General features: G+C 34.7%; 20 protein-coding genes. 17 read left to right on the top strand and 3 right to left on the bottom strand.

Features of this window, described 5'->3' with window-relative positions:
• Window positions 1-118: 118 nt before the first annotated feature.
• The 15 genes from PXC01_RS17315 to PXC01_RS17245 all read left to right on the top strand — a co-directional run bounded on the left by PXC01_RS17315 (window position 119) and on the right by PXC01_RS17245 (window position 12,135).
• Window positions 119-697, top strand: a complete 579-nt coding sequence (locus PXC01_RS17315; RefSeq protein WP_276473541.1) for a hypothetical protein — start codon at window positions 119-121, stop codon at window positions 695-697.
• 173 nt (window positions 698-870) lie between these two features.
• Window positions 871-1,353, top strand: coding sequence for a hypothetical protein (locus PXC01_RS17310; protein ID WP_276473540.1), 483 nt, complete (start codon window positions 871-873; stop codon window positions 1,351-1,353).
• Between the two features lie 91 nt (window positions 1,354-1,444).
• On the top strand, window positions 1,445-1,948 hold the full coding sequence (locus PXC01_RS17305; RefSeq protein ID WP_276473539.1) for a hypothetical protein: 504 nt from the start codon (window positions 1,445-1,447) through the stop codon (window positions 1,946-1,948).
• Window positions 1,949-2,034: 86 nt separating this feature from the next.
• Window positions 2,035-2,700: a DUF7822 domain-containing protein gene (locus tag PXC01_RS17300; protein WP_276473538.1), complete on the top strand. Its 666-nt coding sequence runs from the start codon at window positions 2,035-2,037 to the stop codon at window positions 2,698-2,700.
• Between the two features lie 37 nt (window positions 2,701-2,737).
• The gene (locus PXC01_RS17295; protein ID WP_276473537.1) at window positions 2,738-3,196 is read left to right on the top strand and encodes a DUF2750 domain-containing protein; all 459 of its coding nucleotides are present in this window, start codon (window positions 2,738-2,740) and stop codon (window positions 3,194-3,196) included.
• 238 nt (window positions 3,197-3,434) lie between these two features.
• Window positions 3,435-4,286 (top strand): TlpA family protein disulfide reductase, encoded by an 852-nt coding sequence (locus PXC01_RS17290; RefSeq protein WP_276473536.1) that lies wholly within the window; start codon window positions 3,435-3,437, stop codon window positions 4,284-4,286.
• A 582-nt stretch (window positions 4,287-4,868) separates the two neighbouring features.
• Window positions 4,869-5,384: a hypothetical protein gene (locus tag PXC01_RS17285; RefSeq protein ID WP_276473535.1), complete on the top strand. Its 516-nt coding sequence runs from the start codon at window positions 4,869-4,871 to the stop codon at window positions 5,382-5,384.
• 33 nt (window positions 5,385-5,417) lie between these two features.
• Window positions 5,418-5,906, top strand: coding sequence for a P-loop nucleotide/nucleoside kinase family protein (locus PXC01_RS17280; RefSeq protein WP_276473534.1), 489 nt, complete (start codon window positions 5,418-5,420; stop codon window positions 5,904-5,906).
• Entirely contained in the window at window positions 5,899-6,702 is an 804-nt protein-coding gene (locus PXC01_RS17275) for a zinc-dependent peptidase (protein WP_276473533.1), read from the top strand. The genes PXC01_RS17280 and PXC01_RS17275 overlap by 8 nt, the downstream gene beginning before the upstream one ends.
• Before the next feature lie 222 nt (window positions 6,703-6,924).
• Window positions 6,925-7,827, top strand: a complete 903-nt coding sequence (locus tag PXC01_RS17270; RefSeq protein ID WP_276473532.1) for a DUF6892 domain-containing protein — start codon at window positions 6,925-6,927, stop codon at window positions 7,825-7,827.
• Between the two features lie 107 nt (window positions 7,828-7,934).
• Window positions 7,935-8,633 (top strand): ZIP family metal transporter, encoded by a 699-nt coding sequence (locus PXC01_RS17265; RefSeq protein ID WP_276473531.1) that lies wholly within the window; start codon window positions 7,935-7,937, stop codon window positions 8,631-8,633.
• A gap of 49 nt (window positions 8,634-8,682) precedes the next feature.
• Window positions 8,683-9,078 carry a group III truncated hemoglobin gene (locus tag PXC01_RS17260; protein ID WP_276473530.1) on the top strand — a complete coding sequence of 132 codons (396 nt, stop codon included), beginning with the start codon at window positions 8,683-8,685 and terminating at the stop codon, window positions 9,076-9,078.
• Window positions 9,079-9,445: 367 nt separating this feature from the next.
• Window positions 9,446-10,081 (top strand): transglutaminase-like domain-containing protein, encoded by a 636-nt coding sequence (locus tag PXC01_RS17255; RefSeq protein ID WP_276473529.1) that lies wholly within the window; start codon window positions 9,446-9,448, stop codon window positions 10,079-10,081.
• A gap of 86 nt (window positions 10,082-10,167) precedes the next feature.
• Window positions 10,168-10,755, top strand: a complete 588-nt coding sequence (locus PXC01_RS17250; protein WP_276473528.1) for a hypothetical protein — start codon at window positions 10,168-10,170, stop codon at window positions 10,753-10,755.
• 720 nt (window positions 10,756-11,475) lie between these two features.
• On the top strand, window positions 11,476-12,135 hold the full coding sequence (locus PXC01_RS17245) for a hypothetical protein (protein ID WP_276473527.1): 660 nt from the start codon (window positions 11,476-11,478) through the stop codon (window positions 12,133-12,135).
• Here the strand turns inward: PXC01_RS17245 and gldC are convergent.
• Together gldC and gldB are read right to left on the bottom strand one after the other, a co-directional pair.
• The gene (gene gldC / locus PXC01_RS17240) at window positions 12,132-12,473 is read right to left on the bottom strand and encodes a gliding motility protein GldC (protein WP_276473526.1); all 342 of its coding nucleotides are present in this window, start codon (window positions 12,471-12,473) and stop codon (window positions 12,132-12,134) included. The genes PXC01_RS17245 and gldC overlap by 4 nt on opposite strands.
• Entirely contained in the window at window positions 12,474-13,451 is a 978-nt protein-coding gene (gene gldB / locus PXC01_RS17235) for a gliding motility lipoprotein GldB (RefSeq protein ID WP_476703490.1), read from the bottom strand.
• A gap of 70 nt (window positions 13,452-13,521) precedes the next feature.
• Here gldB and nadE point away from each other — a divergent pair, with 70 nt between their 5' ends.
• Window positions 13,522-14,310, top strand: a complete 789-nt coding sequence (gene nadE / locus PXC01_RS17230; protein ID WP_276473524.1) for an NAD(+) synthase — start codon at window positions 13,522-13,524, stop codon at window positions 14,308-14,310.
• Window positions 14,311-14,476: 166 nt separating this feature from the next.
• Complete coding sequence (locus tag PXC01_RS17225; protein WP_276473523.1) at window positions 14,477-15,106, top strand: response regulator; 630 nt, start codon at window positions 14,477-14,479, stop codon at window positions 15,104-15,106.
• A 72-nt stretch (window positions 15,107-15,178) separates the two neighbouring features.
• On the opposite strand, the gene dnaG is transcribed toward PXC01_RS17225, so the two are convergent.
• The gene (gene dnaG / locus PXC01_RS17220) at window positions 15,179-17,164 is read right to left on the bottom strand and encodes a DNA primase (RefSeq protein WP_276473522.1); all 1,986 of its coding nucleotides are present in this window, start codon (window positions 17,162-17,164) and stop codon (window positions 15,179-15,181) included.
• Between the last annotated feature and the right edge of the window lie 65 nt (window positions 17,165-17,229).

Below are 17,229 nucleotides of genomic sequence, written 5' to 3'. Positions count from 1 at the left end.
TTAAATGATAAAGCGCAAGTATAAAAATAACTATAGGTTAGTATAATACTATAAAGTTGACGAGCACAAATATGCAACTTCTTCTAAAAGATAACGTTGACCAATATTTGAATAATATTTGAAAGCACAAAAAACATATCTAAAAGGAAAATCAGTTTTTATAGTTTCCTTAGTTGTAATAGGAATTACGATACTTACCGTTTATTTGACTGGCGAAAATTATAACCGTACGGTAACTTCAAATCTTTACTTGTCCCTATCAATAATTGGGACTGTACTTTTTCTGTTTATGACTTACGGATTGTATAGCGGAATTGGATTAAAAGATGACTTTCCAAAGTTTCGCGATTTTAAAACTGGAGAATTTATCACCAACGCTGGCACCACGCCCAATTTACCTAGTATTGAAGCTGGAGATGGAATTGGCGGATTTATAATGTCAATAGTACTCTGGATAGGAATGTCGATATTGATTTTTGTACTTCTAATTTTATTAGAAGCTTTTTTTTGGGTTTCTATTTCTATAATATTAGCGATGCTTTACTGGGTGTTTTTTAGAGCCTTAAGATTGGTGTTTTCAAAATCACCGAAAACAAAAGGAGATATTGGAATTTCTGCTATCTATTCGCTAACCTATACTGCATTATATTTGGGCTGGATTTTCGTAACTGTATATTTGACCGAATTATTACGTTGAAAATTCTAGTAAGGAGCTGTGGATAATCTTATTTTTAATCCGTTGGACCAATCCTAAATTAATACGCAAATTAAAAATGAGGTTTGAATTTAATCCGAAACGTTGTCCCTAATTTATAAAGTAACTTTCCTTTTAATGAGCCATTAGCAGTAATAGGATAAATTAGACTATTAATGAAGAAATCCTTAGGAAAAAGCGTTTTGACTTCTTACATAATTGGCCTCCCAATTGGACTTTTATTTATTGCTTCTACAATTATACTTCCTCCTCTTTTATCGGGAGAAGGTCTATTAAGCTTTATAATATTGAGTTTATATGGCAAATCTATAGTTGGACTTGTCATATCTTTTATAATTGCACTATGGTTTGGCGGTATTTTAGCTCAAAAAAGTATAGAAAAAGGAAACTCACTATTGCTAACGTCATTTAAGTATTCGCTACTAATCAACTTAGTTATTTGGACAGTTTTTTCTGCTATTGCTTCCTTCAACCAAGAAAATGAGTTCGGTTTTTTTGTCTTACCTTTTATTGCATTTATATTTTGTACTACTATAAAAACATTTACAATTGGACTTGTAATAGCTTTTAGAACTAGAACCGTTATACGTAACATACTAAACGAAGATAATTACAGTACCAATAAAAATCTGCGGTAAGAAATAATTTTGAACCTTTTTGATTTCCATTTTTTAAGGACAACTAATCCTTTATTAATACGTTATAAAATCTAAATAGCACTTACACATAATGAAATTAAAATCTTTTCTATATTCTATATCTATCCTATTAATTACCAGTTGTTCTTCCCACAAAAAAATAAACAAATTAGCTTCTAATTTAGATTGCAGTAAATCATTTGAATTCACTTTCGACAATGAAAGTAATTATGCTAAAATTGAGAAAACAGGACCAAGTATTGGTGAATCAAAAATTCCTGATTATGAATCAACATTTGTAGCCGCAATTGAGGAATTACAACAAAATATGAGCACCAATCTAAGTGTAAAAAACTCTTTTGGCTTTCCTAATGATAATGTGGTAAACGTAATTGTTAAAATTGAACGAATTGAATGGCACTTTAGAACTGCTGATGCTATAATGAATACCGATTTAAGCTTTAAAGTCGAAGACAAGGAATTTCTTATTACTGGCACAAACACAGTTTATTGGCATGGTACTAAAAAAGGTAACTTACATAAAAGTTTAAAAAATGGAATTTATCAATTCTTAAGTTCATTTTGTACTCCCTAAATTCACCGGCTAATCTTAGAAAATACTATTTAAAATAATTAATCATTCCCAAACACGTTAGCTATAATTCAAAAAAAGTATTAAAAATGGCAAATAGAAGTTACCTATACAATCTTGATTTCAATAGACTAGATAGAGCAAAAACTCCAGAAGACTCTGTATTAAGCGTTTCTGAATACGCTTATGAAATTCCGTTGTCTTACAAGATATTACTAAGCAACGATACACTAAATAGCAAATCTGTTCTATGGGATTACGAACACCCAATAACCATAAGTGGAGACGCCAAAAAAGGGAAGGACAGTCTATTTAAATTCTTGGACAGATTGCAAACCTTAAATTTATTTGAACCCGAGTATCTTAAATCTGAAATTGAAAAAACAAAACAGTTTTTCAACGACAACAAATTCGATTTAAAATACTTCTTTCTTGAAGGTGGTGAATTGTATGAAATGGGAAATGAACCATTTGAAGAACAAAACCTTGAAGTATTTAATGAAGTTACGCAAATAGAAAAAACTATTGAAAGCTTCATAAAACAGGTAGAATCCTTAAATAAAGAAATAACGGCTTTGGTATCCCAAAGAGATCAGATGACAAAGAAAAGTTGGTTCAAAAAATCAGTACCTGTATTGTCAGAGACAGAAAAAGCACCTATTAAGAAAGCTATAGCAAATAAACAAGCTGAAAAAAGATCGCTCTTAGGCATTGACAATTGGTCAACAATACTTTACTTTCAATTCGATAAATAAAAACTAACGTTATACTTACTTCCCTCAAAAACAAAACATGGAACAACAAGGCTCCGATTTAATTAAAAACAGGTACAAAAGATTTATACAGACAGTTTGTAAAACAGACGTTGTATATGCGCTACAAAACCAAGATGGGTTTGCCACCTCTGCCTCTGCCCATTATGAAAATGAACAAGGCAGGCCTGTAGACATTTTGTGCTTTTGGGCAGAAGGTGAAAGAGCAAAATCTTGCACTATAAACCATTGGGCCAATTATATAATTACTGAAATTGCATTAGTTGATTTTATAGAGAATTGGGGCGTAGGCATGGAAAATGACGGTATACTTGCAGGTATTGGGTTTGATCAAAATATGTTCGGCTATGAAGCCAAACCTTTAGATTTAATTCTTGATTTAGTTGCAAAGATAAAAGCGACCAACAAAGAATTGCCGTTTCAAAAATTTAAAAATATTGCCGATTTAGAAGAGCAGGCTAAAGAGGCGAATAAGTAATTAATACCGACCATACTTATTGATAAACTTAAAATTTTAAAAGAAGCTAGGACAGACAAAATTTCATACTTACGTTTTCATAGATAGTATTGGACAAAACCATATTCCCAATACCAAAAAGACCAATTGGTAAGATTTTATTTACAAACCTGATATAATATACTTAAATTATGCGGGTATAAAATCATTTTAATAGCACATACACCAATTAAGCTTCTCTATAAACCAGATTATATCTATGAAAAATCTACTAATTCTATTACTAGTTATTGGTTTAACATCTTGCAAGGAAAATAAAACTCCGCAAAAAACAAATGTTGAAAATGGAACACCCAAATTAGATGTAGATGTAACTATTTTAGAATCCGATTTTATAAAGTGGTGGACATATCATGAAAATAACATTCTTTTATCCTCAGAATTTATTGCGATAAACGATAAATCTGAAACCATCAGTAAAGACGATTTTCTAACATCTTTAACTACTGGCGATTATATTGCCGTAAAACTTGTTGCTCCAGACAATGTAAAGCAGTACCAACTCTACAAATTATCTAGCTCAGCAGATAAACAGATTTCAAAAACCGTAAAACTTGCTTCTGAAAAAATTTATTCAAAATATAGAATGGAAGGAACTCCATTTCCTGATTTCAATTTTACCGATTTAAACGGAAAAATTTACACCAATGATAATACCAAAGGAAAAACATTAATATTCAAATGTTGGTTCATTAATTGTAAACCTTGTATAGCGGAATTTCCTGAGCTGAATAACTTCGCCGACGAATATTCAAAAAGAGAAGATGTTGAATTTATAAGTTTGGCGCTTGATAACAAAGTTGCTTTAGACAAATTTCTATCTAAAAAAGTTTTTAAATATAATACTGTACCTAACCAAGAAGATTTTATTGAAAACAAACTTTCTATAAATACATATCCCACCCATATTGTCGTCAATGAAAATGGTAACATTGAAAAAATAGTTAGTAAAGTAACCGAACTAATTTCTTTTATAAATAATGGTGACTTATTAACTACAAACAAGAATGTAGGTTCGCCACCACCTCCTGCACCTCCTGCACCTATGTAAATCCTAAAAAAAATCTCTTTTAAAAGAATTAATTATTATGAAAGGAAAAACATTAACCATCAATCAGGCTTTAGAGAAAGAAAAAGCTATTTTATATTTAAGAGAGTACGGTTTTCAGATATTTGAAAAAGATAAGAATAACCTTAAATTAAAATAACCTGGTACTATAATTACTATTACAGGTAAATATCTGCCCAAAAATCTAACAATTAAATTTAATGAAAATAGCACTGAAGTTACATTGACGTATAATGCTTTCGTTTTATTTGACATGGGTGATCTACAAAAAGAACTTGTAAAAATACGTGACGGGTTAAAATAGAAATAACAAACTCTTGTTACATTAAAACACCTGGTCAATTTAATTAAATTTTGATTTAAAAAATAAAAAAAGGCTTTTCAAATTTTAGTATTAAACCTATTTTAAATTATCTGCTGAATATTCAAATTTTAACTAGTTCACCATTGCTGTTTTCATGCTAATGATTTGGTTTTGTGATTATTTTAAAGGCAAAAGGAAATTTTAACAAAACATTTCCGTTAGTCTTTCTGACACATTTTTTTTTCCTCAAACCAAACCACATGAAAACACCATTACTGGTATTAGCCTCTATATTTTTACTCTTAACTTCTTGTAGCGAAAGTAAACCTGCAAAATTTGAAAGAGACGGTGTAGTAATGACCAGTCCTGCGGGTTGGGGCATTACGGATCAAGAGAATATAGATGACCAAGGGTATTACCTATCTATAGAAAAAGATGGTTTTGATTCTAGTGGTATTATTACCATGACATGGCTTAATGGTGAAATTGACCTTGATGAATGGGCATATATTTTTCAAGATGAATTGGAGAATAATATTATCTATAGAAATTCTAATATTCAATTTGAAGATGCCGTTGACAATAATTATAACAACATTGATACATCTTCCATAAGATTTTCCGCAAGTATTCTAGGCTTAGACCATGAAGGCAATATTCACTTCTTTCATAAAGGGAATAAAACTTTTGCCATTCTAATACAACAAGCTATTGAAGACCAAGCCACCAACAAGCCAGGGTTTGATTTACTTGAGAAGAGTTTTAGTGTTCAGTAGAAAATTTTTATAATTAGATTTTTAGTATAAACCATGCTACACCTCATTGTAGGAAATACCGGATCTGGTAAAACTACCTATTCAAACGAACTGAAAAAGAAAACCAAAGGTGTAATTTTCTCTATAGACACTTGGAACAATACCCTATTTCTACCTGACAAAACCGAAACGGACGGACTTGAATGGTTTTTAAAACGTATTGAGCGAGCTGAAAAAATGATATTGAACGTGGTAGCGCAATTAGAACAGTCCGGCACCGATTCTATTTTAGACCTAGGGCTATCAAAATTTGAACATAGAGAGAAATTTCGGGCATTTGCAGCATCTCAGGGTTTTAACATTACGCTTCACTACTTAAATATTTCCAAAGAAACCAGATGGCAGCGCGTACAACAGCGTAACACCGAAAAAGGAGCAACTTTTGAGTTTGAGGTCACCAAAGAGAATTTTAACTTTATGGAAACTTGGTTTGAAAATCCCACTGAAAATGAGCTTATAGGTAGTGTTGTTATCAATGAATAATACTAATTTTACCGCAGCTTTTCGCTACACACCAATAAAAAACCATAGCCCAAATCAAATCAGTTACTTGAACTTAAAACATACCTTCTTCAATCTTTTTCTTAGATCCAGCAGCAAGCATGAATGCCATGAGGTACTCAGCAAGTGGAACTCGTATTATACCGCTTTATCAAAAAAGCACCAACAGTCGTTCGTAATTAGAACCTTACTATTTTTGAATACCACAAATTTTGGTTCTAAGGAAGGTTTTAAACTTACTACAGAAATGAAACTGGTTATTTCAAGTGCTTTTGTTGAAATAACATTTGGGTTAAAACAAGATGTATTGAATATCTTTAAAACAGTATTCGTCACCCCGTCTTCATATGCATATAAAGGTAGAGATGTTTTATACGATGGCGATGTAAATACAGTGACCAAGCAAGTAAACATGTCTTGGCCTGCCGTAGAAAAAGGATTCATAATCACTAATGATGGGTTGAATATTGCCATACACGAATTCAGTCATTGTTTGATTATAGAGCATGTTAAGGGCTCCTACTTTTCAAAGATATTCAATGATGCAGATCTTAACTCCTGGAAAGAACTGGCAACTACGAAACTACCACTTATCCGTGAGGGCAAATACACCATATTCAGGGATTATGGCGGCACTAATCTAATGGAACTTTTTGCCATTACGTTAGAGACCTTTTTTGAGCAACCTCATGAATTTTATTCTTACTCCCCTACCTTTTATCGAACTACCGCCAAGGTGCTTAAACAGGATCCTAGAAACGGTACAAACCCAAAGTAAATCTCCCCCCATTTGCAACTTACAAATCACCTAATTGAAAACACACCCATCATCCTAGCCCAAATTCAAATTCACACTGTTAACTTAAAAGAACAGAAATATTAGTTAATGCTTTTGGCACCAAAAGTTAAAAGGGCAAACTAATAATTTAGTACATTACGCAATAGATCAACGGCTTCTAAAAAATCTATTTCTAATGCCTGCCTAGAATTCAAATAACACATGTTTTCATTCCTTAAAAAAAACCGACCAAAGCCAATACATATTGTTGGCACAAATGAGCATCTGTTAATAAATGATGTAGCCATTGAATTTCCTACCAACTATGAAACCTTAGTCAATGCCTTTGGCGAACCTTCTAGAACCGGAAAGACGAAGCTTTCTAAAAGTCCGATAATTTGTTGGGATACGGAAGGTATATACTGCTCTTGTGGCAGCTATAGTCACATCTATGGTTTTAGTCTTATTTTTTCTAAAAAACATCAACTTGACCTGGCTCCAAAAAACAACTTTTCAGGCACTATTCTCATCAATGACGAAAATGTTCAGTTCGGTGATTTTTTAGACATTGCGCACCCTAAATATGTAGTGGGCAAACTAACTTATAAAAATGAAGCGGAACCATACGCACTTTCATTTAGGATCAATACAGATGCTAAAAAAGAAATTCCTAAAGGTAAATATATACTAGAACCGTTAAAAGAAGAGCATATAGAGTTTATGGACTTCGGGTTTAAACTAGCGGTTATAGGTGAACTGATGTATAACCAAGAAGTACTTCACCCAAAGTTTGAACTTTATGAATTTGCAGAATGGTATAACAAACGAAAAATAGCTATTGAAGAAGAGGGATACGCGCCTATTGCAGAGGTAACACAATTCTTTAAAGATATTCAAATACCCAAAAGTATGGTTGGCCTTTTAACCGAGATTTACCAAGATGGCGGAAACGAAATTTATGCGAATTTGCTACGCTTTGGTAATGGTGATGAAGATTATTGGGATATTAAAAGTGCGGAAGACGCCAAGCATTTTCCCAATCTTAAAAAAGTAACACTCTGCTATGCCAAAAATGCCGTGTACGATGGTATGATTTCCTTAGGTATTGATACGCACCGTTTATAGACTTATTAAAATATTGAAAGAACATATGTGCGTTATCCCATGAATAAATATAATCTGTAGTTTTATATAGCATAATTGATACTTATAGTGGCTTAAATATATAAATTATGATGACGGCTATTGTAGTTCTTATAGTTTCTGGAGCCCTAATCTTAGGGGCTGTTTGGGGACTTTACGGTAATATGTCCAAAAGATTGGAAGGTTTTTTAGTTGCTCTGGCCGGCGGAGCGCTTTTAGTGTCAGCAATATTAGAACTAATTTACCCTGCGCTTGAGAAAAACTCGGTACCTATTGCATTGACCACGGTCTTTGTAGGCGCTATAACCTTTACCGTATTAGATTATTTGGTAAAGGAAAAATGGAACTCACAAAGTGGCGGCGGCCTACTCGCAGCCATCACCTTAGACGGAATACCCGAAAACTTGGCATTGGGAGTTTCCTTAATTGGTGCAAGTCCGTTATCCATTGCGGCATTATCCGGATCTATACTTTTGTCCAATTTACCCGAAGCTGCAGGTGGCGCAAAGGAAATGGCTGAAAATGCCGATTCTAAAAAGAAAATACTTTGGCTATGGATCGGTACCGCGCTGATATTATCTGCGTCCGCTTTACTGGGGCATTATCTACTTGCCAATGTATCTACCAAATATTTAAACTACATTAAATGCTTTGCAGGTGGAGCAGTAGCCGCTTCGTTGGCGCTAGAAGTATTTCCAAAAGCGTATAAAGAAGATAAATATTGGACCGGTCTAGCTACCGCAATAGGTTTAGTTTTGGCGCTGTACTTAAATACATTAGGGGAGTGATAACAGCTGAACAAACATTACTTTTGTTAGAAATATCCTAAATAATGTAATGAGCCAAATTACCAATAAAGATGATGTAAGCCTGCTAGTGCATACGTTTTATGATAAAATAAAACAGCACGAATTTTTAGGGCCTATTTTCAACGGACATATTACCGAAGAACAATGGCCGGTACACCTCAGCAAACTCACTGATTTTTGGGAATCTAACTTATTTGGGGTACGCACTTTTAGAGGTAGCCCCTCTAAAGCTCATGTCAACGTCGATAAAAATCTAAATCATACAATTGCTCAAAATCATTTTGCACAATGGTTACAACTTTGGTTTGAGACCATCGATGAACTCTTTGAAGGAACATTAGCGGATAAAGCCAAAGAAATGGCACGACGTATGTCAACTGGGCAGTATATTCATATTTGGCAGAATAGACCGGAGAACCAGTGATTTTTAAGGAGTTAGTTTGATAGTGAAATAGTGAATAATTGCTACGGGCTACTTAAATATCAAAAATTTAGCAACCAAATACGATTCAATCAAAATAAGCCTATTCTCTTTCCTCTATATTCTATGTTCTCTATTCCAATTTTAAAATTCTCACTTAATACTTTGAACTTAATACTTATTACTGATAAAACAAGTCTATTCTCTATAGTCTATTTTCTCTATTCCACTTTACAATAGTTACTTAATACTTTGTACTTATTACTTAATACTAGCTTTTGGCAATTTGCGACTTACCCCTTAGCGCTTAAAAATTTCTTACCTTAGTCTTTGGCGTATAAATGGATGTATACTACAAATACTTAATTCTATGGATTACCTTTCCCCTACTTACTTTTATGATTTTGAAAGTAATGAAATTCAGGCAATAGTTTCAGAATTTAAAGATGCTTCGTTGTCACAAAAAGAAATAGCCATTGCCCTATACAACAAGGTAAGGGACCATTGGCGCTATGACCCCTATAGCCTAAGTTTTAACAAGGAGAAGTACCGTGCCAGTGAAATTGCAAAACGTACAAATGGGCATTGCATAGATAAATCAATTGTATTGATTGCTTGCCTGCGCGCTATGGATATACCCGCCAGAATACATTTAGCAAAAGTTAAAAACCATATTGGCGTAGAAAGATTAATAGAAAAATTCGGATCTAACGAGCTTACTCCCCACGGTATGGTAGATGCTTTTATAGATGGCAAATGGTTGAAGCTTTCCCCTACCTTTAATACATCTTTATGTGAAATGCTACGTGTGGCGCCTTTAGATTTTGATGGTGAAAATGATGCCGTATTACAAGAATTCAGTGCAGACGGAACACAGTTCATGGAGTACTTAGAAGACTACGGTCATTTTGAAGATGTACCTATGGAATTTATGGAACGGAACGCACGAAAGCACTACCCAAATATTTTTGATGCCAATAGCAACCAGACAGAGTTTCAGTTATAGGCTTTAACAAATTTTAATACGCAATTCTATTGAAAGACAAATTGCGAATCACTATTTATAGTACTTTCGATTTAAAATTGTATCCCGTGAAAAACATTTTTCTAGTACTGACAATAGCATTCTCAACATCATTTGCCCTAGCACAAGAACCCATTGTCTGGAATCCTGATTATGAATTGCAATTAAGCGACTATCAGTCTCCGGAATCGGAAATTAATGCCGCGCTTACCTCCTATTCCATTTATTCAGGATCTAAAATAGATTTTAGTTTTAATATGAATTCGGTTTCTTTTATGTTCACCAAGAATTTCAACGACAAGGTGAAGGCTATTTTTCAGAGAAATTTAGCCGTTTTGGTGGCTCCAGACTCTTTAACAGCAAATCAACTACTTCAATTTGGACGGTATGATTTTGATTTGGTAGAACTATATTCTAGAAAAATACGAAAGAAAATTTATGAGGAAAAAGGAGCCTTTAGCGACGCTAGTCTCTTTCAACCTATTTTCAACGAACTTCAACAAGAAATGAATACCGTTAGTGCCCAAGTGTTCAAAGCAACGGATTTTGGAAAAGATGCCGAAATGTTACAAATAGAACACAACAAGGTCATCAATGAAATAAATACCCTTTCAGATTTTTGTATGACATGTAAGCCTAAAAAAAATAGGAAGTAGTTGTTAGTTGATATTTTTTTCAACGCTGCGCGTTCTTTTGTATTAATTAAGAAGTATTTAGCTGTTCGCAATATCTTTTGTCTATTATAATTGGCACTACGCACCTTTTAATAGGGCATAACGAAATGTCAGTTCGAGCGAATTTTCGAAGTATATGAAAATTAGCCTGCCTGACAGCTGGCAGGTGTTGAGAACCCTCGCGTGTTCCAAACCTGTTCTCGATACAATTTTATGACGCCACTATGCTATGTAAAAAAAACCACTCGAACTGACAATATCACAATTATAACTTGGTATTCAACAGATTGCCACGGCGAGAAAAAAAAATCCTCATAAAGACTTTCTACTTTTTACTTAATACTTGATACTCTTTACTACAACAAAACGAAATGTCAGTTCGAGTGAATTTTCGAAGCATGAGAAAATTTGTATCGAGAACCCTAGCGTGTTCCAAACCTGTTCTCGATACAATTTTATGCCTCCGCTATGCTACATCATAAAACCACTCGAACTGACCATATCACAATTAAAACTTTGTATTCAACAGATTGCCACATTGCTAAAAAGCCCCTCGCAAAGACTTTGTACTTTTTACTTAGTACTTAATACCTCATACTTATCTTCACCACAACTCAGCATCCAAAACTTACAATTGAGTAACTTAACTTATTCTCTAAGCAACAATTCCTCCATCTTTGAGTAACATAAAACCAACCGACCATGGAAAATATTATTAAAATCTTCGTTTACATTCACGCTTTTTTTGGTGGTGTGGGACTGATTACCGGAATAGCGAGTATTGTTGTGAAGAAAGGACAACGAAATCATAAACTATTGGGCAAATGGTTTTCTTGGTCCATGCTTATAAGCTCTGTCATTTCTTTGGTGGTTGCCAGAATGCCCAACCACATCAATACTTTTTTATTCTTGATGGGTATTTTTACCGTTTATATGGTATTGGCGGGTAATAGAGCCCTAACATTTAAAACACCAAAAAAGACAAAAGCCAATTGGACAGATAAGCTGGTTTCAGGAATTATGGCTGTTTCCGCCCTATTGATGATCATATTTGGTATCACAGGACTTTTAAAAGGCTATTCTCACAACATCCTCTTTTTAATATTTGGACTAACGGGTCTCTCTCTAACTTACGGAGATTACAAACTTTTTATAAATACATTAGAAAACAGAAAGTTATGGCTCATAAACCATTTAAGCAGAATACTAGGTGCACTCATTGCTTCGGTTACAGCATTTATTGTTGCCGGCATGCACCAAGATAACTTATGGGCATGGATTACTCCATCCATACTTGGAACTGCCTATATTATCTACTGGATAAAGAAAACAAAAGGTAAAAAGAAATTGAAAACGGCTTAACCTTGATCTTTTAAATTAAGGTTTTCTGCAAAATAATCGCAAAAATCTTTCATGGTAGCAGTCATCTTTTCGTCTTGGGTCGCCTTTAGAAAAGTATCCGATAAAGAAACCAAGGTCTGATGAAAAAATGTTTTCATCTCATCTACGGGCATATCTTTTGTCCACAAATCTATTTTAAGCGATTCTTGGTTCTTACTGTCCCAAACGGATAGTAGCATTGCCTTTGCAGCTTCATTTTCAACACCACCGTCCTGTGCAGACCAGTTTAATGTTTCAGGTATCCTATTCTCATCCAATCCTACGCGCAGTGTAATCTCTGAAGTATGTAAATCTGCCATCTAATTTCTTGGTTTGTAATTTGATTTTTTAAAAATTTCATCTGCAGGCATTGGCATTAATTGTACAATGCTTACGTCATTATTTTCCATAAAGGCACGTACAATTTGCCAGCCTATGTAACGACCTAACCTTCCTGGCGATTCGTTATCCAATTCCAATCCGAATTTAGAAAACGGTGCCGGTTCTAAAAATCGTTGGTTCAGTTTATTATCGGTACTGTATAAATATTCGTTTTCAATAAAATTTCTCCACATTGGTTCTTCATTGGCAATTGCCCAGTCCATTTCCTCTTCAGAATACCCTATCTTTTTACCATCGCTAGCTTCTGGCATCAATTTATCCTTTAAATACAGTTCTTTACCAAAATAAATCATTCTAGCAAGGTAAGAGCGGTCTCTAGGCCTTGGCACCACTTGCTTGGCAAAGGCGCTTGCCACATCGCTCACTAAATAATTACGATCCAAGGTTTTTGCTATATAACGCTGAAAGCCTCCATAATATTTATGTTCCGGACCCAGATAATTATCAAGGCTTATGAACAACAAACTATCCGTTAAAATAATTCTATTGTTATAGTCAACATCATTGGTGACCGTAATTAATTTTGGTACGTTGTACTGCGGAAAATAATATTTAATGTGTTTGAACAATTGCGCCAAACCTTCTTCCTCATCCTCAAAACTACGAAAGGCATTGCCTACTTCTTGAAAAAGTTCTATTTGAAGGGAATCTTTCATTTTCGCAATCCATACGCTGTCAGGAGCCGGAAACAAATATGGATAAGTTTTACGTAATGACGGCAAACCCTTTTCACCCGCAATGGCAAACTCACGATCAAATCTAGAAATTTTCAGGTCCATTGGTATAGCGGCAATCTCCTCTGCCACCTTATCACTATCATTACAGCTAGAAAGAACGAAAAAAACTGACAATAGCATAAAAATAGGTTTGCCCTTAGCAAGTATTTTACAATACATTTTATTATTTACAGTGTTCAACTTATTTTTAGGGCAAAGTTAATTGATTTTACTAAATAATTAGAGTGGTATGCAAACGGAAAAAGTAATTGATCACATTGTAAATTGGTTAAAGGATTATGCTGTAAATGCAAAGCAGAAGGGTTTTGTCATAGGCGTATCCGGAGGAATAGACTCTGCAGTTACTTCTACTCTATGCGCAAAAACAGGTTTAGACCTACTTTGCCTAGAAATGCCCATTCACCAAGCAGAGAACCAAAGTGACCGTGCTTCTAGACATATTGATTGGTTGATAGAAAATTTTCCCAATGTTAGAAGACAACCGGTAAACCTTACGCCTGTATTCGATAGTCTTGTAGCCGCACTGCCTGCAGTAGAAAATGAGGAAGATAGATTTATGTCCTTGGCCAATACGAGAGCTCGTTTGAGAATGACCAGCTTATACTACTTTGCCGCACTAGAAAGATATTTGGTTGCAGGTACCGGAAACAAAGTTGAAGATTTTGGAGTTGGATTTTACACTAAATATGGTGATGGCGGTGTTGACCTAAGCCCGATTGCCGATTTAATGAAGACCGAGGTATATGATATTGCAAAGTCTTTGGGAGTAAACGAAGAGATAATTAAGGCTGCGCCAACAGATGGCCTATGGGGAGACGACAGAACGGACGAAGACCAGATAGGAGCCTCTTATCCAGAGTTAGAATGGGCAATGAACATGAAAGACGAGGGAAAAACAATAGATGACTTTGAAGGTAGAAAAAAAGAGGTGTATGCTATATTTTTAAGGTTAAATACAATGAACCAACATAAAATGTTGCCTATTCCCGTTTGTGAGATACCAAATGAGTTAAAATAACAACTCAACTAAGAATCAAGGTATTAAATCGAAAATAAAGTCCAAAATTTTACGTTAAATGTAAAATAATGCAACTTTGGCTTCTAATTTAGAATTTTAAGCCTTACATTGCATGTTGTCTTTTCAGACAAGATTAGGTCCTGAAATCTATATAAAAAAACAATTAATGATCAAAGTTTTAATAGCGGATAACCATCCTATCATAAGAATGGGAGTTAGGAAGGTTCTAGAATCCGCTGAGGGATTTGAACTGATCGACGAGGTAGCTACTACCGAAGATCTTTTTGAAAAACTCAAAGACACAACCCCCGATGTGGTCATGCTAGAAATGGATATTCCAGATATTAACGGAATAGCGGCATTACGAAAAATCAAGAAAGATTACCCAGACGTAAAAGTACTTATGTACAGTGGTCAATCTGAAGACGTTTATGCTCTTAGCGCCATTAGAGCCGGTGCTTTTGGATATTTATCCAAATCATCTGGTGTAGAATATATTACCGCAGCAGTTACTAAGGTAAGTGAAGGCAGCATGTTCATTACCAACGAACTTGCCCAACGTCTTGCTTTTGACGAAGGAACCAAAAAACCAAGAAGGTTCTTTAGAAAATTATCAACTAGAGAAATAGAAGTTCTTAAACTTTTAGCTAGTGGTAAACGAAACAAAGAGGTTGCTTTAGGGTTAAACCTAAACGAAAAAACAGTTAGTACCTACAAAGCTCGTTTAATGAAAAAATTAAATGTAGATAATATGGTAGATTTATTGCAACAGGCAAAAGCTTTAGAATTGTACTAAATTCTTACAACTGTATAACAAAATAAAAAAAGACCTGCACTTAGCAGGTCTTTTTCATTTATCTCATAAATATTAGGATAATACCCTGTTCAATTTCTTGTTCAGCAATTTATTAAGCTGAATGTAATTCATAATTTCCTCTAGTACTTCCCTATGATCCGTAGTAGAATCTTCAGTAGTATTCTGTAATGTGTTCATTCTTTTCTTGATCAGAAAACAGCGTAGTGTTAATATGGTCTCACTTACCAACTGCGCTACCCCTATTTCCTTACTCTTAGGAAAAATCTCTTTACGCTCCCAGTCATGCAACACATACCGCTCCTCTTCCATTAATATAGAAGATATCTGGTTGGCCATTTCTTGCTCTAGACTATTTACGAACGTGGTTATCGAAAATTCCTCCTTTTCATTTAAAGCTTCTATTAGCTTGGCATACATTTTACGAAAATCTTCGTTCGCCAATTCTATTTCATCTTCTTGCAGATCCAAGTAGATTTTCTCATAGACCTTAATTTCAGATATTTCCGGTTCCAGCACCAAATCTCCGGCATCATTTTCTTTCAACACCAAATCTTCAAACTGTTCTTTATGATTACCGTACAACATAAGCGATTCTATGATTTTTCGCTCTAGCAAATATTGCACGTCTACCTTTTCTTGTTTTTCCTCATTGGTATTCCGAACAACATCAAAAGCTTTTTGCTCCTCTTTTTGTTGCGCCTGTACATTCTTTTCTTCTTTCTTACCTATTTGTGCAAGTGTATTGAACAGAACTGACTCAGATATATTCATGATCTGCGCACACTCTTGAATATAAATTTCCTTTTGAATGCGATCAGGAATTTTAGAAATGCTATTTACGATATCTCTAACGGTATCAGCCCTTTTTATTGGGTCATTATCCGCCTCTTTTACCAATAAAGATGCTTTGAACTGTATAAAATCTTTAGAATTGCCGTTTAAATAGGCCATGACATCATCTAGCTCATTGTTCTTGGCAAAACTATCTGGGTCTTCGCCTTCCGGAAACGTACATACACGCACGTTCATACCCTGCTCCAAAATTAGATCAATACCCCTTAGCGATGCCCTTAGACCGGCAGCATCGCCATCAAATAATACCGTAATATTTTTGGTCAATCTGTTGATCAACCTAATCTGTTCTGGCGTAAGTGCCGTTCCGCTAGAGGACACTACATTGTCGATACCACGTTGTGCAAATTGAATTACATCTGTATACCCCTCAACCAAGTAACAATTATCCTCTTTGGCAATAGCTTGTTTGGCATGGTAAATACCATATAACACCTTACTCTTATGATAGATGTCACTTTCAGGCGAATTCAGGTATTTGGCCGCCTTTTTATCATTCGTTAAAATACGGCCACCAAAACCTAGTACACGGCCACTTAAAGAATGAATAGGAAACATAACCCTACCTTTAAAACGGTCGAATTTTCTAGATCCATTTGGATTGTTAGGATCTTCCTTAACAATGGTCAATCCGGTTTTAGCCAGATATTCCAATTTATATCCTTTATCCAATGCCGCGTTGGTAAATCCGTCCCATTGATCAAGGCAATACCCCAATTCAAATTTTTTGATGGTTTCATCTGTAAAACCGCGTTCTTTAAAGTAGCTTAAGCCAATCGCTTTACCCAACTCAGACTCCCACAGCATTTCTTTAAAATGCGATTGGGCGAATTCAGATACCAGATACATACTTTCGCGCTCACTGGCCTGCTCTTTTTGTTCGTTAGACTGTTCTGTCTCCTCTACTTCAATATTATATTTCTTTGCTAGGTACTTAATAGCCTCAGGATAGGTAAAATGCTCGTGCTCCATTAAAAAAGCAACCACATTACCGCCTTTGCCGCTACTAAAGTCTTTCCAAATCTGTTTTACGGGAGATACCATAAAACTTGGTGAACGCTCATCTGTAAACGGACTAAGACCTTTGAAGTTAGAGCCTGATTTTTTCAGTTGTACAAAATCACCAATTACCTCTTCTAAACGAGCGGTTTCATAAACTTTATCTATGGTAATTTTTGAAATCATATTGCTACCCCAGCCCCTTTGAAAAAGGCTAATAAATTTGTGTAAATTAGAACATCAAAAATAGC

The organism is Maribacter huludaoensis, from assembly GCF_029350945.1.
GTDB classification, from domain to species: Bacteria; Bacteroidota; Bacteroidia; order Flavobacteriales; family Flavobacteriaceae; genus Maribacter; species Maribacter huludaoensis.
Note: the sequence above shows the minus strand (reverse complement) of the source record. Positions and strands in the feature narration are given on the sequence as shown.

What these genes read in the sequence shown, in the direction of transcription:
- PXC01_RS17310 (WP_276473540.1), top strand. Translation starts at nt 871, where the DNA reads ATGAAGAAATCCTTAGGAAAAAGCGTTTTGACTTCTTACATAATTGGC.
- PXC01_RS17305 (WP_276473539.1), top strand. Translation starts at nt 1,445, where the DNA reads ATGAAATTAAAATCTTTTCTATATTCTATATCTATCCTATTAATTACC.
- PXC01_RS17300 (WP_276473538.1), top strand. Translation starts at nt 2,035, where the DNA reads ATGGCAAATAGAAGTTACCTATACAATCTTGATTTCAATAGACTAGAT.
- PXC01_RS17295 (WP_276473537.1), top strand. Translation starts at nt 2,738, where the DNA reads ATGGAACAACAAGGCTCCGATTTAATTAAAAACAGGTACAAAAGATTT.
- PXC01_RS17290 (WP_276473536.1), top strand. Translation starts at nt 3,435, where the DNA reads ATGAAAAATCTACTAATTCTATTACTAGTTATTGGTTTAACATCTTGC.
- PXC01_RS17285 (WP_276473535.1), top strand. Translation starts at nt 4,869, where the DNA reads ATGAAAACACCATTACTGGTATTAGCCTCTATATTTTTACTCTTAACT.
- PXC01_RS17280 (WP_276473534.1), top strand. Translation starts at nt 5,418, where the DNA reads ATGCTACACCTCATTGTAGGAAATACCGGATCTGGTAAAACTACCTAT.
- PXC01_RS17275 (WP_276473533.1), top strand. Translation starts at nt 5,899, where the DNA reads ATGAATAATACTAATTTTACCGCAGCTTTTCGCTACACACCAATAAAA.
- PXC01_RS17270 (WP_276473532.1), top strand. Translation starts at nt 6,925, where the DNA reads ATGTTTTCATTCCTTAAAAAAAACCGACCAAAGCCAATACATATTGTT.
- PXC01_RS17265 (WP_276473531.1), top strand. Translation starts at nt 7,935, where the DNA reads ATGATGACGGCTATTGTAGTTCTTATAGTTTCTGGAGCCCTAATCTTA.
- PXC01_RS17260 (WP_276473530.1), top strand. Translation starts at nt 8,683, where the DNA reads ATGAGCCAAATTACCAATAAAGATGATGTAAGCCTGCTAGTGCATACG.
- PXC01_RS17255 (WP_276473529.1), top strand. Translation starts at nt 9,446, where the DNA reads ATGGATTACCTTTCCCCTACTTACTTTTATGATTTTGAAAGTAATGAA.
- PXC01_RS17245 (WP_276473527.1), top strand. Translation starts at nt 11,476, where the DNA reads ATGGAAAATATTATTAAAATCTTCGTTTACATTCACGCTTTTTTTGGT.
- gldC (WP_276473526.1), bottom strand. Translation starts at nt 12,473, where the DNA reads ATGGCAGATTTACATACTTCAGAGATTACACTGCGCGTAGGATTGGAT.
- gldB (WP_476703490.1), bottom strand. Translation starts at nt 13,451, where the DNA reads ATGTATTGTAAAATACTTGCTAAGGGCAAACCTATTTTTATGCTATTG.
- nadE (WP_276473524.1), top strand. Translation starts at nt 13,522, where the DNA reads ATGCAAACGGAAAAAGTAATTGATCACATTGTAAATTGGTTAAAGGAT.
- PXC01_RS17225 (WP_276473523.1), top strand. Translation starts at nt 14,477, where the DNA reads ATGATCAAAGTTTTAATAGCGGATAACCATCCTATCATAAGAATGGGA.
- dnaG (WP_276473522.1), bottom strand. Translation starts at nt 17,164, where the DNA reads ATGATTTCAAAAATTACCATAGATAAAGTTTATGAAACCGCTCGTTTA.